Origin of the sequence: Litorerythrobacter xanthomarinus, assembly GCF_046254955.1 — a bacterium.
Classification (GTDB): Bacteria; Pseudomonadota; Alphaproteobacteria; order Sphingomonadales; family Sphingomonadaceae; genus Qipengyuania_C.
In genome coordinates, this window is record NZ_JBJXRG010000003.1 from 135,831 (window position 1) to 149,694 (window position 13,864).

General features: G+C 60.8%; 16 protein-coding genes and 1 other RNA gene. 10 read left to right on the forward strand and 7 right to left on the reverse strand.

Going from position 1 to position 13,864, the window contains the following annotated elements; genetic code table 11:
- The first annotated feature begins 146 nt into the window (after positions 1–146).
- Positions 147–689, forward strand: a complete 543-nt coding sequence (locus tag ACEWMW_RS14150) for an ureidoglycolate lyase (protein WP_409414598.1) — start codon at positions 147–149, stop codon at positions 687–689.
- Between the two features lie 43 nt (positions 690–732).
- On the opposite strand, the gene ssrA is transcribed toward ACEWMW_RS14150, so the two are convergent.
- From ssrA to mscL (ACEWMW_RS14165), 3 genes are all read right to left on the reverse strand, one after another.
- Positions 733–1,076, reverse strand: a transfer-messenger RNA (tmRNA) gene (gene ssrA / locus ACEWMW_RS14155).
- Between the two features lie 193 nt (positions 1,077–1,269).
- A complete protein-coding gene (gene mscL, locus ACEWMW_RS14160; RefSeq protein ID WP_409414599.1) occupies positions 1,270–1,698 on the reverse strand; it encodes a large conductance mechanosensitive channel protein MscL in 429 nt (142 codons plus the stop codon).
- 83 nt (positions 1,699–1,781) lie between these two features.
- Positions 1,782–2,267: a large conductance mechanosensitive channel protein MscL gene (gene mscL, locus ACEWMW_RS14165; protein ID WP_409414600.1), complete on the reverse strand. Its 486-nt coding sequence runs from the start codon at positions 2,265–2,267 to the stop codon at positions 1,782–1,784.
- 152 nt (positions 2,268–2,419) lie between these two features.
- Between mscL (ACEWMW_RS14165) and ACEWMW_RS14170 the strand changes: the two genes are divergently transcribed.
- Genes ACEWMW_RS14170 through ACEWMW_RS14190 form a run of 5 tightly spaced genes read left to right on the forward strand, consistent with a single transcriptional unit; the run spans position 2,420 to position 5,870 of the window.
- Positions 2,420–3,022: a LemA family protein gene (locus tag ACEWMW_RS14170; RefSeq protein ID WP_409414601.1), complete on the forward strand. Its 603-nt coding sequence runs from the start codon at positions 2,420–2,422 to the stop codon at positions 3,020–3,022.
- 8 nt (positions 3,023–3,030) lie between these two features.
- Positions 3,031–3,852, forward strand: a complete 822-nt coding sequence (locus ACEWMW_RS14175) for a TPM domain-containing protein (protein WP_409414602.1) — start codon at positions 3,031–3,033, stop codon at positions 3,850–3,852.
- A gap of 3 nt (positions 3,853–3,855) precedes the next feature.
- Positions 3,856–4,530 (forward strand): TPM domain-containing protein, encoded by a 675-nt coding sequence (locus ACEWMW_RS14180; protein ID WP_409414603.1) that lies wholly within the window; start codon positions 3,856–3,858, stop codon positions 4,528–4,530.
- A gap of 10 nt (positions 4,531–4,540) precedes the next feature.
- Complete coding sequence (locus tag ACEWMW_RS14185) at positions 4,541–5,086, forward strand: NUDIX hydrolase (RefSeq protein WP_409414604.1); 546 nt, start codon at positions 4,541–4,543, stop codon at positions 5,084–5,086.
- A gap of 1 nt (position 5,087) precedes the next feature.
- Positions 5,088–5,870 (forward strand): SDR family oxidoreductase, encoded by a 783-nt coding sequence (locus tag ACEWMW_RS14190; protein WP_409414605.1) that lies wholly within the window; start codon positions 5,088–5,090, stop codon positions 5,868–5,870.
- Between the two features lie 55 nt (positions 5,871–5,925).
- Here the strand turns inward: ACEWMW_RS14190 and ACEWMW_RS14195 are convergent, their stop codons facing one another.
- Both ACEWMW_RS14195 and ACEWMW_RS14200 read right to left on the reverse strand, forming a co-directional pair.
- Positions 5,926–6,141: a PspC domain-containing protein gene (locus ACEWMW_RS14195; protein WP_409414606.1), complete on the reverse strand. Its 216-nt coding sequence runs from the start codon at positions 6,139–6,141 to the stop codon at positions 5,926–5,928.
- Positions 6,138–6,260, reverse strand: a complete 123-nt coding sequence (locus ACEWMW_RS14200; protein ID WP_409414607.1) for a hypothetical protein — start codon at positions 6,258–6,260, stop codon at positions 6,138–6,140. Before ACEWMW_RS14200 ends, ACEWMW_RS14195 begins: the two co-directional genes overlap by 4 nt.
- A gap of 223 nt (positions 6,261–6,483) precedes the next feature.
- Here ACEWMW_RS14200 and recF point away from each other — a divergent pair, with 223 nt between their 5' ends.
- Positions 6,484–7,566 (forward strand): DNA replication/repair protein RecF, encoded by a 1,083-nt coding sequence (gene recF / locus ACEWMW_RS14205; RefSeq protein ID WP_409414608.1) that lies wholly within the window; start codon positions 6,484–6,486, stop codon positions 7,564–7,566.
- On the opposite strand, the gene ACEWMW_RS14210 is transcribed toward recF, so the two are convergent.
- Entirely contained in the window at positions 7,563–8,252 is a 690-nt protein-coding gene (locus ACEWMW_RS14210) for an arylesterase (protein ID WP_409414609.1), read from the reverse strand. The two genes, recF and ACEWMW_RS14210, sit on opposite strands and share 4 nt — an antisense overlap.
- Positions 8,253–8,299: 47 nt before the next feature.
- Here ACEWMW_RS14210 and ACEWMW_RS14215 point away from each other — a divergent pair, with 47 nt between their 5' ends.
- The 3 genes from ACEWMW_RS14215 (at position 8,300) to typA (ending at position 13,459) form a co-directional block, all read left to right on the forward strand.
- Positions 8,300–8,989 carry an ABC transporter ATP-binding protein gene (locus tag ACEWMW_RS14215; protein WP_409414610.1) on the forward strand — a complete coding sequence of 230 codons (690 nt, stop codon included), beginning with the start codon at positions 8,300–8,302 and terminating at the stop codon, positions 8,987–8,989.
- Entirely contained in the window at positions 8,989–11,508 is a 2,520-nt protein-coding gene (locus tag ACEWMW_RS14220) for an ABC transporter permease (RefSeq protein ID WP_409414611.1), read from the forward strand. The genes ACEWMW_RS14215 and ACEWMW_RS14220 overlap by 1 nt, the downstream gene beginning before the upstream one ends.
- A 115-nt stretch (positions 11,509–11,623) precedes the next feature.
- A complete protein-coding gene (gene typA / locus ACEWMW_RS14225) occupies positions 11,624–13,459 on the forward strand; it encodes a translational GTPase TypA (protein ID WP_409414612.1) in 1,836 nt (611 codons plus the stop codon).
- 6 nt (positions 13,460–13,465) lie between these two features.
- On the opposite strand, the gene ACEWMW_RS14230 is transcribed toward typA, so the two are convergent.
- A complete protein-coding gene (locus ACEWMW_RS14230; RefSeq protein ID WP_409414613.1) occupies positions 13,466–13,723 on the reverse strand; it encodes a hypothetical protein in 258 nt (85 codons plus the stop codon).
- Positions 13,724–13,864: the final 141 nt, after the last annotated feature.

Consider the following 13,864-nt stretch of genomic DNA (forward strand, 5'->3'; position numbering starts at 1 on the left):
CTCTTAGATGAACAGTTCCGGCAGCAACCCCAATTGGGCGGATATGTCGAGCCCGAACTGCGATGAACCGTTATGTCTGGACAAATCAGAGCGGCCATTAATCTCGGAACTGGTCCGGACCAGCATGCAGGGATAAAGAGATTCGCATGGATGTGACACAGACCAGACTTAAACCCGCTCCCGCCGATGACGAGAATATGCGGCCCTTCGGGCGATTGATCCGTTCTAACCGATCTGCCGGCAGGAACACTACCTTCTACAATGACGCCGTCGCGGTCTGGGATATCCCCGGTATGGTAACGGACGAACAGGCCTGTATTTCGATTGCGCGCGTGCGCCCTCGCCCGGGAAGTGTCATCTGGATGGAGCGGCATTTCAAGCACACGCAGGTGTTTATGCCGGTCAACGGAGCGCCCTTCACTATGGTGCTTGCCCCGCCGAACGATCGCAAAGTGCCTGATCTCGAAAAGGTAACTGCGCTCTCATTCGATGGCAGCGCAGGTGTGATGCTCGACCTTGGTACGTGGCACGAATTTCCATTCGCCGCAGAGCGCGAAGCAGAGATCGCGGTGTTCTTGCGCGAAGAAACCAATGCCAACCTCGAAGCGATCGAGAATGGTGAAGCGGTCGGCGGTGACCTTGAAAAACGCAATGTCCAGACCCGGTTGGGCGTGGAGTTTGTGATTTAGGGAATAGGTGGGGGTTTCTGTTGCTAGCTACCCCCGGAGCCCCGGAATCCGCTTCTGTTGCCCGGTGGGTCCAACCGCGCTTTAGCTTTGTAAGATCAGGCCGTTAGGCCGTCAGATTACGCTGCGATAGCGAGTGCTTCATTATCATTGGCACTTGTGTGTTTGAGCCTATTACGGGTTACTCAGCCCGGGCGAAAACAGTGCCTTTCAACACACGTCGATCCTAGTTCGGCCCCGTCAGAATTCCCTGCCGAAACAGGGCTTTGTGGTGGAGCCGCCGGGTACTGCCCCCGGGTCCGCTGTGCCTATTGCACACCGCAATTTATCGCCATAGCCCGCCGAAGCGAGCGAGACCTATATAGGCGATCTCACGTTAATGGGAAGTGAGTGAAAGATTCACGTTCTCAGGCGGCTGGATAGGTGCCTCCCGGCTGCTTCCCGCGGGCCGCCGGGAGCGGTGCCGGCCCACTCCCCCTCCCGGCCACCCAATCAGGATAATCCGGCGGGTGATCGGGAGGGAGAGAGTGGGCCGGTGCCGCAAGGGCTGGACGGAGGTCCAGCCCGCACACATCAAACAACCCTATTTTTTCAAAGCGTCACGAATCTCGGTCAGCAATTCGATCTCGCTTGGACCTGCATCTTCTTCGGCTGCCGGCTCTTCCGGCTTCTCGAAGCGCGCCTTCACCTTGTTAGTGTAGCGGACCAGCATGAAGATGATGAAAGCCAGTATCAGGAAGTTGATGATCGATGTCACGAATGCGCCCCAGGCCAGCACATTGGCGCCCGCTTCCCGCGCAGCCTCGAGGCTCATGCCCGCTTCGACTTCGCCGCTCAAAACCATGTACTTGTCGCTAAAATCGACATTGCCGAAGATTGCGCCCACCAGCGGCATGATCAGATCTGAAGTCATTGATGCGACTATCACTGCAAATGCGCCCGCGATAATCACCGCGACAGCCAGTTCCATCACATTGCCCTTGGCAATGAATTCCTTGAATTCCGAAAGCATCTTGTCCCTCCACCTTTAGATCGCTGCTTGAGCGCTATTTTCCATTCTCGGGGCAGAAAGCCAAGCCGCTTGTGGAAAACGATTCAGGCGGGTGCTGCAACGGGCCTGCTATTACGCATTTCCGCAAGGATCTTCTTGAGCACATCAAGCTGCGGATCGGTGGGGACATCGTTGGACTTTGAGCTGTCTTCGGTCTGGCCCGCCAAGTCTTGTATTTCATCCATGGCTCTGTTCACGCCTCTCACCAGCATGAAGACGGCAAATGCTATGAGGAGGAAATTGAGAACCTGCGTGAGCAGGTCGCCATAGCCAATCATTTGCGCGCCCGCTTCCTTGAGTTCCGCATAGTTGGTGGGCGATCCGCTGTAGCCTTCGGGAACTCTGCCAAGCAGGATGAATTTGTTTGAAAAATCGATATCGCCGAACAACCAGCCGACGAACGGCATGATGACCCCTTCCGCAAGCGAGGTCGTGATTTTTCCGAACGCCGCCCCGATCACCACACCGACCGCGAGATCGATGACATTACCGCGCGCAATAAACTTCTTGAATTCCGTAGCTATACTCATGAGACTTCCTCGCATTGCTGTGGCCTGGTTTCTGCCAGCGCCCGAATTGGCTCACAAGTGCGGCAACTTCTTGAATATCCACAAGGGTGTGCCATATAGACAATACAGGTAACTCATGCTCCGCCGGGAGCATCTACGACTAGGGGAATTCGATGAATCTTGCTTCCATGCGCCGCTTTGCACTTGCCGCCATAGCCTCGATGGGGCTCGCCGCTTGTGGGATCAACTCGGTCCCCGCTGCAGAAGAAAACGCGAAGGCCAAGTGGGCGGATGTTGAGGCGCAGTTCCAACGTCGTGCCAATCTCATTCCCAACCTCGTCGAAGTGGCACAGGGTGCCGCCGAAAACGAGCGCTCAATTCTCACCGAAGTGACTGAAGCGCGCGCACGCGCCACTAGCATCAATGTCAGCGCCGATGATCTGGGCGATCCCGCCAAGATGCAGGAGTTTGCCGCCGCGCAGGGCCAGCTTGGTCAAGGCCTTGGGCGCCTGTTGGCGAGCTTCGAAGCTTATCCGCAGATCCAGTCGAACCAGAACTTCCTCGCGCTGCAAAGCCAGTTGGAAGGGACGGAGAACCGGATTGCCGTAGCCATACGTGACTACAACGAGTCCGTGCGGCAGTATAACACCACGATCCGCACCTTCCCGGACATCATCGGGGCGAACATCATCCATGGTGCCGAGCCGCTGGAACCCTACGCATCTGTCACCGAAGGCGCTGACGTCGCTCCTGAAATCGACCTGACGTCTAGCTGAGCCGCCTGATGCGGCGGATAGCCTTACTCTTCGCCATGCTGGCGGCGCTATTCGTGTCGCCAGTATTGGCGCAGCCGCAGTTCCCCGAGCTGACGGGGCGGGTGGTCGACAATGCCGACCTTCTCAGCCCGGCGCAGGAAGCGGAAATCGAACAGCGGCTGGCAGCGCTTGAAGACCAATCGCAGCGCCAGTTGGTGGTCGCAACGGTGCCCGACCTGCAAGGCTATGACATTGCCGATTACGGCTACCAGCTCGGCCGCGAATGGGGCTTGGGCGATGCCGAACGCAATGATGGCGCACTGCTGCTTGTGGCTCCGAATGAGCGCAAGGTGCGGATCGAAGTCGGCTATGGCCTTGAAGGCATCATGACCGATGCGCTTTCCGCGATCATTATCCAGAACGAGATCCTGCCGCGTTTCCGTGACGGCGACATGCCGGCCGGCATCCTCGCGGGCACAGACGCAATCATGCAACAGCTCGTCCTTCCAGAAGACGAAGCGCGCCTGATCGCACAACAAGCCGGCGAGCAGCGTGCCAGTGATGGCGGATTCCCGATCGGCGGGCTGATCTGGTTCGGCTTCATATTCTTCTTTTTCATCCTGCCGATGCTGCGCGGCCGCGGAAGACGGCGGCGCTATGGCGGGCGCGGGCGCGAATTTGGGGACACCGCGCGTGACATCATCCTGTGGGAAGTCGGCTCGGCGATTGCGCGCGGTGCGCTTGGCGGCGGTAGCAGCGGCGGCGGAGGAGGCTTCGGTGGCGGTTTCGGTGGCGGCTTCTCGGGCGGCGGCGGCAGTTTCGGAGGCGGCGGCGCCTCTGGGGGGTGGTAGCACATGGCTTATCTCAATGAGGAACAGCACGCGATCGTCACGCAGGCGGTGGCTTCGGCTGAGCTTACAACTTCGGGCGAGATCGTCACCGTGCTGGCCGATCGATCGGATGGATACACCGATGTCGTCCTTGTCTGGTCAGCAGCAATCGCTTTTACTGCGATGAGCCTGTTTGCGCTCTTCCCTCAGCCCTTCCTGGACCTGTGGGATCGGCTCATCGGCGGCTGGAGCCACGAATGGACCACGGGCGAATTGGCCAGCATGACCATTGCTTTGGGGTTGATCGCATTCATCGCGACATGGGCCGCTCAGCTGTGGCAGCCGCTGCGCTTCGCGCTCATCCCTGGCCCGGTCAAAACCGCGCGTGCGCATCAGGCCGCGATCGTCCATTTCAAGGTCGGTGCCGAGCGGCGCACGCATGGCCGCACCGGGGTGTTGCTCTATCTCTCGATGCGCGAGCATCGCGCAGAAATCGTCGCGGACGAACCGATTGCCGAGAAGGTGAATGCGGAAGTCTGGGGCGAAGCGATGGTCGACATGCTGGTCGAGATCAAGCAGGGCCGGATCGCCGAAGGTCTGGCCGCAGGGGTGCGCGATGTCGGTCACGTGTTGTCCGAACACTTCCCGCGCGCCGAAGACGACCAGAATGAGTTGCCGGATCGCCTGATCGAAGTCTAACGCTCTGCAAATGAGCGATATCGACGCGAACGAACCCGAAGAAATTGTCTGGCAAGGCAAGTTCGTAACAGCCAAGCGCCGCGGCCGCTGGGAATATGTCTCGCGCAGCCGCGGGATCAAAGCAGCGGTGATCCTCGCAGTGGAGGACGGGCATGTCCTGCTTGTCGAGCAATATCGCGTCCCGCTCGGCAAATCCTGCATCGAGCTTCCTGCCGGCCTGATCGGCGATATCGACGAAAGCGAGAAAACCGATCCTCTCTCTGCCGCCGGCCGTGAGCTTGAGGAAGAAACCGGTTATCGCGCTGGGCGCCTCGAGGACTGTGGAGAATTCTACTCCTCTCCCGGCATGGTCAGCGAGAGCTTTACGTTAGTGCGGGCTCGCCTGCTGGAGAAGGTCGGCGAAGGCGGCGGTGTCCATGGCGAGAACATCACCGTGCACAGGGTTGCCCTGAGCGAACTGGAGGGCTTTATTGCCAGCAAGCGAGCTGAAGGCGTGGGCATCGATGTGCGATTGCTCCTGCTGCTCGGCGCGGATCTGATTTCGGGAGAGAATTGATATGGCAGGACGGGTAGCGGGCAAGATGGCCCTGGTCACAGGCGCGGCGCAGGGTCTGGGTGCAGCGCATTCCGCCCTCCTGGCACAGGAAGGCGCGCGGGTGCTGTGCACCGATATCAATGGCGAAGGTGCGGCTGAGACCGCGGCTTCGATCAACAAAGCGATGGGCGATGGGACTGCTTTCAGTCTTCAACACGATGTGACCGACCGCGCCGCCTGGGATGCGGCAGTGGAAGCAGCGCGCGAGAATCTCGGCGGGCTCAATGTGCTGGTCAATAATGCCGGAATGGGCGTTGCGGGTAATATCGAGACCTGTACCTTCGAGGACTGGCAGCGCTGCTTCGATGTCAACGTCAATTCGATCTTTCATTCGTGCCAGGCTGCCCTGCCGCTGATGCGCGAACATGCGCCCGGTTCGATCGTCAATATCAGCTCGATTGCGGGGCTGATCGCAAGCCACAACATGCCTGCCTACAATACCAGCAAGGCTGCGGTGTGGATGCAGTCCAAGGCGATCGCGCTCTATTGCGCCAGGAACAACATGAATATCCGATGCAACTCGGTGCACCCGACATTCGTCGATACGCCCATCCTCGATGGCACGGCGATCAATTCGGGGTTGGACAAGGATGTGCTGATGGACAAGCTGGCGCGGCAGATCCCGCTCAGGTTCGTCGGCGAACCCAACGATATTGCCAATGCGGTGCTTTATCTCGCGAGCGACGAGAGCCGCTTCATGACCGGCGCGGAGCTTAAGCTCGACGGCGGTATCTCGGCCATGTGACCCTGCGCCTGGCGCAGGGCAAGGAAAGTGTGAAAGGGCGGGAAACCCCGCCCCCTCAGTCGGCAATCAGTGCGATTGCCGCGTAGACCAGTGCTGTCGTACCCACGCTGATGAAGGCGCTGACGACGAAACCGATGCGAACCCATGTGGCGTCGATACCGGTGTAGTTTGCGATGCCGGAGCACACGCCCCAGATCTTGTCATTCTGTCGGTCGAGACGGAAACTGCGTGATGGCGATGTCCCGACCGGCCTTACGTCGATCTTGCTCATGCCAGAACTCCGGTGCCAGCGAGGTTGGGCGTTGCAGGTGCAATTGCCATGGCGAGGAACATCGCCGAAACGGCCAGTGAGCTGAATGCAGCGACGAAACGGCTCGAAAAATCAGTCATTGTATTTCCCTTTTTGTACTGTCGCGGAGTGATTTCCGCTGACACACCAACTAATGCATAGGGTGTGCCAGTTTTGAAAAACCCCAGAATTCGGCGCTTTTTCGGGAATTCTCGACTGAACGACACATTAACGAATACCAACTTATGGTCTTTTTCACCAACTCTTGGCTTCTGTGTTTCGCAGTGGCGGAGCGCAGCTTCGCCCGCTAACGCCCAAGCCTTCATGACGCTCGATCGCATCACCCTTTCCAGCTTCCGCAATCACCAGGAGACCCGTCTCGACGGGACGGGAAAGTTCAACCTGCTGCTGGGCGAGAATGGCGCCGGGAAAACCAACATCCTTGAAGCGCTTTCGCTGCTCGCGCCCGGACGCGGACTAAGGCGTAGCAAGGTCAGCGAAATGGCCTCGGAGAGCGGGAATGGCGGCTTTGCCGTTGCCGCTTCACTCGGGGCTGCAGGAGACGATGTTCGCCTCGCGACACATGTCGAACCAGATTTTCCCAACCGGCGCTTGGTCCAGATCAACGGCGCACCGGCAGCAGCAACCCGGCTGGGAGAATGGCTCGCCATCAGCTGGCTTACCCCGGCGATGGATGGCCTTTTCGCCGACAGCGCGGGCGCACGGCGGCGCTATATGGATCGCCTCGCCGTCGCGCTCGATCCGCTGCATGCGCGCCATGCTACGCGCTATGAGGCGGCGTTGCGCGAGCGCAACCGCTTGCTGTCCGACGACGTCGAACCCGATCCGTCGTGGCTCGAAGGGGTCGAAGCGCAAATGGCCGAGCACGGTGCCTCGCTCACCCAAGGCCGGCGAATGCTCGTCGAGCAGGTCGGCGCAGCGCTCGCGGAAGTTCCCGAAGAACCGTTCGCCCGCCCTGCCCTGTCCCACGTGACGACCGAGGCGTCCTCACCGCAGGACTTGCAGACCCTGTGGCGCAGTTCGCGCCGTGGCGACCGCTCCGCGCGCCGCACGCTCGCGGGCCCGCATCGTGACGAATTGGAAGTCACTATGTCGCGCAGCGGGATGCCCGCAGCCCAATGTTCGACCGGCGAGCAAAAAGCGATGCTCATCGCCATCACTCTGGCGCATTCAGACCTCGCGGCCCGCGACCGGCCGAGCGTGCTCCTGCTCGACGAAGTTGCCGCGCATATCGATCCGGTCCGGCGCAAAGCGCTATTCGAACGGCTGGCACCCGGCGCAGCGCAAGTCTGGATGACCGGCACCGAAGCCGCACCCTTCGAAGCGATACTGAGCAGTTCTGCTGGCTGGCGCGTGTCGAATGGCTCGGTCGAAACTCTGGGCTAGGAAAGCGCCTCGGCCACCGACGCCGAAGTGGTGGCCACCAGTTCCTCGATACCTTCCTCGGTCGGATGAATCCGATCCGATTGGAACAATTCCGGCCTCTGGTATATCGATTCCAGCCAGAACGGGATCAGATCGGCATCATATTCCCGGGCGAGGTCACCATAAAGATCATCGAACTGCGCCTGATACTCCGGCCCATAATTGGGCGGCGAGCGCATGCCCATCATCAGCACGGGAATTTCACGCTTCCCAAGCTCTTCGAGCATCGCCGCGAGGTTGGCCCGGGTTTCTTCCGGCGAAATCCCGCGCAGCAGATCGTTACCGCCCAGCTCGAGAATGAAGAGATCGGGTTTTTCCGCTTGCGCATCAAGCGTGAATGCCAGCCGCTGGAGACCCGCTGCACTCGTGTCGCCGGATACGCCCGCATTGGCGACTTCTGCATTGATTCCCTTGGAACGCAAAGCAGCCTCCAGCTTCGCGGGATAGCTGTCCGACTTGTCTACCCCGTACCCAGCGAAGAGGCTGTTACCGAATGCCAGGATCCGCTGCTCAGGCCCCATGACGGGGATGGCTTCCAGGTCGTTTCCGGCGGCGCTGCCCGCATCGGCATCCGGCGCAGCGTCGCTACACGCCACCAGCAGAAAGGTTGCAAGAGCAACACCTATCGACGAAACGCGCAATCGCATCGGCAGACCTCCTTGTATCGAAACCCTGCCTATGCCATCCGGCGCTGGTGACAACCCCCTCTCCAGCAATTTCCGCGCACGAACTGACGCTTACACTCGGCAGCGAAACCGCTCCCGTCGAGATCTTGCGCGGTATCGACCTCTCTGTTCCCAAGGGCGAAACGCTCGCCCTGCTTGGCCCTTCCGGCTCGGGCAAGAGCTCGCTCATGGCGGTACTTTCGGGCCTTGAGCGCGCCACCAGCGGTTCGCTCACCGTGGCAGGAGAGAACTTCTCGACCATGAATGAAGACAGCTTGGCGCTTGCCCGGCGCGGCAAGATCGGCATCGTATTGCAAGCTTTCCACCTGCTCCCGACCATGACCGCCGCCGAGAATGTCGCGACGCCGATGGAACTGGCCAGCATGGAGGGCGCGCGGGATCGCGCCATCGCCGAGCTTGAAGCAGTGGGATTGGGACACCGTCTCGATCACTATCCGACACAGCTTTCGGGGGGCGAGCAGCAACGAGTCGCCATTGCCCGCGCAATCGCCCCCGGCCCTGAACTGATTTTCGCTGACGAGCCGACCGGCAATCTCGACGCCGCGACCGGTCACGAGATCATCGATGTGCTGTTTGCGCGCCGCGCAGAAACCGGCGCCACCTTGCTGGTCATCACGCATGATCCCGAGCTCGCCGAAAAATGCGATCGCATTGTGACGCTGGCTGACGGCCGGATCGCCAGCGACATGCCCACCTGATGGGCAGCACCCTGTCATGGGGCAAGGCCTGGCAGATCGCGCGCCGCGATCTCAGTGGCCGCTTCAAGGGGCTGCGGCTGCTGCTCGTTTGCCTTTTCCTTGGTACCGGCGCGATCGCCGCCATCGGCACTCTGACATCGGCGATCGAGAATGAGCTCGCATCGCGCGGGCAGGTATTGCTCGGCGGCGATATGCAGGTTTCGGTCTGGCAGCGCGAACCGACCGGCGAAGAAGTCGCCGCGATGGAGGAGTTTGGCGAAGTTTCAGGCGGCGTGCGCCTGCAAGTCATGGCCAATGCGGATGGCAATGCCGCTCCGGTCGAACTCAAGGCTGTGGACGAAGCCTATCCGCTTTACGGACGTTTCTTGCTCACCGATGGGCGCGAAGTCGGCGCACCCGGGGAAGGCGAAGCATGGCTGGCGCAAGGCGCGCTCGACCGTCTCGACATCTCCGAAGGTGATCGCTTCGAAGTCGGTGGAGTGGAATTGCTGGCTGCCGGAACTATCGCGCAAGAGCCTGACAGGCTTGGCGAAGGCTTCCAGCTCGGCCCAACCGTGATCGTGGCTGAGAACGTGCCCGAAGCCGCCGGTCTGCTCGTGACCGGCTCGATGTTCCGCAGCAAGTACCGCATCGCCTTCGAGAACGGCGTCGATCCTGACGTTGCAAGCGAGGAGCTGGAGGAGCGATTCCCGCTTTCGGGCTTCGAAATTCGCACGCGCGACCGCGCATCGCCTGGCGCGGACCGCTTTGTCGACCGTATGGGTGATTTCCTCACTTTGGTGGGCTTGGCGGCACTGGTCATTGCCGGCATCGGCATTGGCGGCGGCGTTACGTCCTATCTCGACGCGCGGCGTACCAGCATTGCGACGCTCAAGGTACTTGGCGCGACCAGCGGTGATATCGCCCGCATCTATGCGCTGCAGATCGGCGCGGCGGCGCTCATCGGATCAATGCTCGGACTGATCGCCGGGATCGCGATCACGCCTTTGCTCGGTCAGGCGCTCAGCGGCTTGCTCCCTGTCGAAGGCGGTATCACCATCGCTCCGGCTGCCCTGTTGACCGCGCTCGCTTATGGCATGCTGGTAGCGCTCGTATTCGCCGCAACGCCCATCGTGAGGGCACGCCATTTCCCTGCCATGGCACTCATGCGGTCACGCATCGCCCCGCTCGCGCGCGACAAGGCCGCGATTGGCTGGGTAGTCGCAGGGCTGTTCATGATCGTGGCGATAGCGCTTGCAACTGCAAGCCAGCCGCTGCTGTCGCTCTATTTCCTCATGGGCGCGGGCACTGTGCTCGTTCTGTTATTTCTGCTCGGCTTCGGGATCAAGAAGCTGGCCGGGAGCGTCGGGCGGCCAAGCAATCCGATACTGCGCAATGCGCTCGCCAATCTCCATCGCCCCGGATCGAACACCGGCGCGCTGGTGACTGCCCTGGGTTTCGGCCTCGCCGCATTCGTAGTGCTTGCGGCAATCCAGACCGCCATCGACGGCAATATCCAGAGCCGCGTTCCCGATGAAGCGCCCGACTACTTCATTCTCGACATCCCGCGCGACCGTTTGGACGAATTCGAAAGCCTTGTGGCTGCCGACCAGCCCGACGCGGTCATCCGGGCAGTCCCGGCGCTGCGCGGTTCGATCACCGCCTATGGCGAGCAAGACAGCATGGTCCGCGTCGCTGACATGGAGCGCATTCCCGAAGGTGCATGGGCGCTGCGCGGCGAGCGGGGACTGACCTATTCAGCAACGCTGCCGATGGGCAATTCGCTCACTGAAGGCGATTGGTGGTCGGAAGATTACTCGGGCGAACCGTTGGTATCTATCGATGAGGAATTCGCCGATTCGATCAATCTCGAGATCGGCGATTACCTCACGATCGCGCTGCTCGGTGTCGAGCGCACTGTGCGCGTCGCCAATTTGCGCCGGATCGACTGGGAAAGCATGGGCTTCAACTATGCGCTCGTCTTCTCTCCCAATGCGCTGGAAGACGCCCCGCATAATATCGCCGCAACAATCGAGCTGCCCGAAGGCGCCGAGACCGGCCCGCTCCTGCGCAGCCTCGTCAGCAATTTCCCTTCGAGCTCAGTGATCGAGATCGGGCAGGTCCTCTCGCAAGCCCGCACGATCCTCCAGCAGGTGGGCCTCGCTACTCTTGCAGCCGCATCCGTTGCCGTGCTCGCAGGCCTTGCCGTGCTGCTTGGGAGTATCGCCGCAGCCAGAGCGTCGCGCACCTACGATACCGTCGTCCTGCGAGTGCTGGGCGCCAGCCGCGGACAGATCCTGCTCATGCAATTCGCCGAATACGCACTGCTGGCAGCCCTTCTCGCTGTCGTAGCACTAGCACTCGGCAGCCTCACCGCATGGCTCGTGGTGACCCAATTGTTCGAATTCGACTGGCTACCGGACTGGAACATGGTGCTCGCAGTGCTGGCAGCCGGGATCGCCGTAGTACTCGGCTTTGCCATCGGTGGTTCGCTGCCGCTGCTCCGCGCCAAACCTGCACAGGCGCTCAGGGCTCTGTAAAACCCGCTCCGCTCCCCTTCCCGCTACGCTTGCTCTTATGCCCGCGCTCGGCTAGGGGCGCGCACAAATATTGCGCTGCACAATTTGCGGCGACTTTTACCCGTAAGGCTCACACATGTCCGATCTTCGTAACGTGGCGATCATCGCCCACGTCGACCATGGCAAGACCACTCTTGTCGACCAGCTGTTCCGCCAATCCGGCACTTTCCGCGACAACCAGCGCGTGGAAGAGCGTGCGATGGATTCGAACGATCTGGAAAAGGAACGCGGGATCACTATCCTTGCCAAGCCGACCAGCGTCGAGTGGACTTCGGCCAGCGGCGTTGATTATCACATCAACATCGTCGACACGCCCGGCCACGCCGACTTCGGCGCCGAGGTCGAGCGTATCCTCTCGATGGTCGACGGCGTGATCCTGCTGGTCGATGCTGCCGAAGGCCCGATGCCGCAAACCAAGTTCGTCACCGGCAAGGCGCTCGGACTTGGCCTGCGACCAATCGTAGTCGTCAACAAGATCGACCGTCACGATGCCCGCGCTGCAGAAGTGCTCGACGAGGTGTTCGACCTGTTCGTCGCGCTCGACGCCAATGACGAACAGCTCGACTTTCCGGTGCTTTACGCCTCGGGACGCTCCGGTTTCGCCAGCGAAGATCCCGCAGCACGCGATGGCGATCTGCTGCCCCTGTTCGAACTGATCACCAGCCACGTCCCTGCCCCAGGCCTCGACCAGGATGGCGCGTTTTCGATGTTGGCGACGCTGCTTGATCGTGACAGCTTCTTGGGCCGTATCCTCACCGGGCGGATCGAATCCGGCACCCTCGAAACAGGCATGGCGATCAAGGCACTCGACGTGCACGGAAAGTTGGTCGAAGCGGGACGCGCTACCAAGGTGTTCGCTTACGAAGGTCTCGAGCGCGTTCCGGTCGACAGCGCGAAGGCAGGCGACATCGTCGCCATCGCCGGGCTGACCGAAGCGACCGTTTCCAACACGCTGTGCGATCAGGTCATCGAAGCGCCGATTGCTGCCCAGCCGATCGATCCGCCAACACTCGCCATGACCTTCTCGGTCAATGACAGCCCCTATGCGGGCCGCGAAGGCGACAAGGTGCAAAGCCGCGTCATTCGTGACCGGTTAGAGCGCGAAGCCGAAGGCAACGTTGCCATTCGTATCTCCGAAAGCGCCGACAAGGACGCCTTCGAAGTCGCTGGCCGCGGCGAATTGCAGCTTGGCGTACTGATCGAAACCATGCGCCGCGAAGGATTCGAACTCTCGATCAGCCGACCGCGCGTACTGTTCCGCGATGGCCCTGAAGGCCGCGAAGAGCCTTACGAAACGGTCGTGGTCGATGTCGATGACGAGTATTCCGGCACGGTCGTCGAGAAGATGGCGCTGCGCAAGGCAGAGATGACCGACATGCGCCCTTCCGGCTCGGGCAAGACGCGCATCACCTTCTCGGCTCCGTCACGAGGACTGATCGGCTATCACGGAGAATTCCTTTCCGATACGCGCGGCACCGGGATCATGAACCGGTTGTTCGAGAAATACGGCCCCTACAAGGGCAAGATCGAAGGCCGCCAGAACGGCGCAATGATCTCGATGGAACAGGGCGAAGCGGTCGCCTACGCGCTCAACGCCTTCGAGGATCGCGGCGTGCTGTTCGTTTCGCCTGGCGACAAGCTCTACGAGGGCATGATCATTGGCGAGAATGCCAAGCCGCAGGACCTCGAAGTCAATCCCCTCAAGTCGAAGCAGCTCACGAATTTCCGCTCGACCGGCAAGGATGACGCCGTGCGCCTCACTCCGCCGCGTCGGATGACGCTGGAGCAGGCGATTGCCTACATCCAGGATGACGAGCTGGTCGAAGTGACGCCCAAGACGATCCGCCTGCGCAAGCGCTACCTTGATCCGCACGAGCGCAAGCGCCAGTCGCGCAAATCCGAAGCCGCCTGACGCGAGCTATTCGGTGGGTCTGGGCGCAGTGTAATCGACTGTTACGTCGCAGGTCTGATCGTTATAGCAGTCGTTCGAACCGTCCTGATCGGCATCCCAGCTTGGGTGCATCTGGTATTCCGGACACATTGTCGCGCCAAATAGCGCCATATCGAGACCGGTATCGAGCGCTTCCCGGTCGGACGCGAAGCGCGTGCCATCTGCGCCGCACACCTCAATGGCCTCGGCAGTGGCATTTGCCGTTGCAGTTGTCTCTGCCGGCATTGGTTGTTCCTGCGCCGGATTACACGCGCTTAGAGCAAATAGTGTAGGAACGAGTATTGGCTTAGACATGAAATAGCCCATGTGTCCTCCTGATAACGCTGCCGCTAGAGCGGGCACTGTCGCATACCTACCTGCCTTGTT

Bases quoted from the DNA above. Each gene is read 5' to 3' on its own strand.
- ACEWMW_RS14150 (WP_409414598.1), top strand. From the start codon at position 147: ATGGATGTGACACAGACCAGACTTAAACCCGCTCCCGCCGATGACGAG.
- mscL (WP_409414599.1), bottom strand. From the start codon at position 1,698: ATGCTTTCGGAATTCAAGGAATTCATTGCCAAGGGCAATGTGATGGAA.
- mscL (WP_409414600.1), bottom strand. From the start codon at position 2,267: ATGAGTATAGCTACGGAATTCAAGAAGTTTATTGCGCGCGGTAATGTC.
- ACEWMW_RS14170 (WP_409414601.1), top strand. From the start codon at position 2,420: ATGAATCTTGCTTCCATGCGCCGCTTTGCACTTGCCGCCATAGCCTCG.
- ACEWMW_RS14175 (WP_409414602.1), top strand. From the start codon at position 3,031: ATGCGGCGGATAGCCTTACTCTTCGCCATGCTGGCGGCGCTATTCGTG.
- ACEWMW_RS14180 (WP_409414603.1), top strand. From the start codon at position 3,856: ATGGCTTATCTCAATGAGGAACAGCACGCGATCGTCACGCAGGCGGTG.
- ACEWMW_RS14185 (WP_409414604.1), top strand. From the start codon at position 4,541: ATGAGCGATATCGACGCGAACGAACCCGAAGAAATTGTCTGGCAAGGC.
- ACEWMW_RS14190 (WP_409414605.1), top strand. From the start codon at position 5,088: ATGGCAGGACGGGTAGCGGGCAAGATGGCCCTGGTCACAGGCGCGGCG.
- ACEWMW_RS14195 (WP_409414606.1), bottom strand. From the start codon at position 6,141: ATGAGCAAGATCGACGTAAGGCCGGTCGGGACATCGCCATCACGCAGT.
- ACEWMW_RS14200 (WP_409414607.1), bottom strand. From the start codon at position 6,260: ATGACTGATTTTTCGAGCCGTTTCGTCGCTGCATTCAGCTCACTGGCC.
- recF (WP_409414608.1), top strand. From the start codon at position 6,484: ATGACGCTCGATCGCATCACCCTTTCCAGCTTCCGCAATCACCAGGAG.
- ACEWMW_RS14210 (WP_409414609.1), bottom strand. From the start codon at position 8,252: ATGCGATTGCGCGTTTCGTCGATAGGTGTTGCTCTTGCAACCTTTCTG.
- ACEWMW_RS14220 (WP_409414611.1), top strand. From the start codon at position 8,989: ATGGGCAGCACCCTGTCATGGGGCAAGGCCTGGCAGATCGCGCGCCGC.
- typA (WP_409414612.1), top strand. From the start codon at position 11,624: ATGTCCGATCTTCGTAACGTGGCGATCATCGCCCACGTCGACCATGGC.
- ACEWMW_RS14230 (WP_409414613.1), bottom strand. From the start codon at position 13,723: ATGCCGGCAGAGACAACTGCAACGGCAAATGCCACTGCCGAGGCCATT.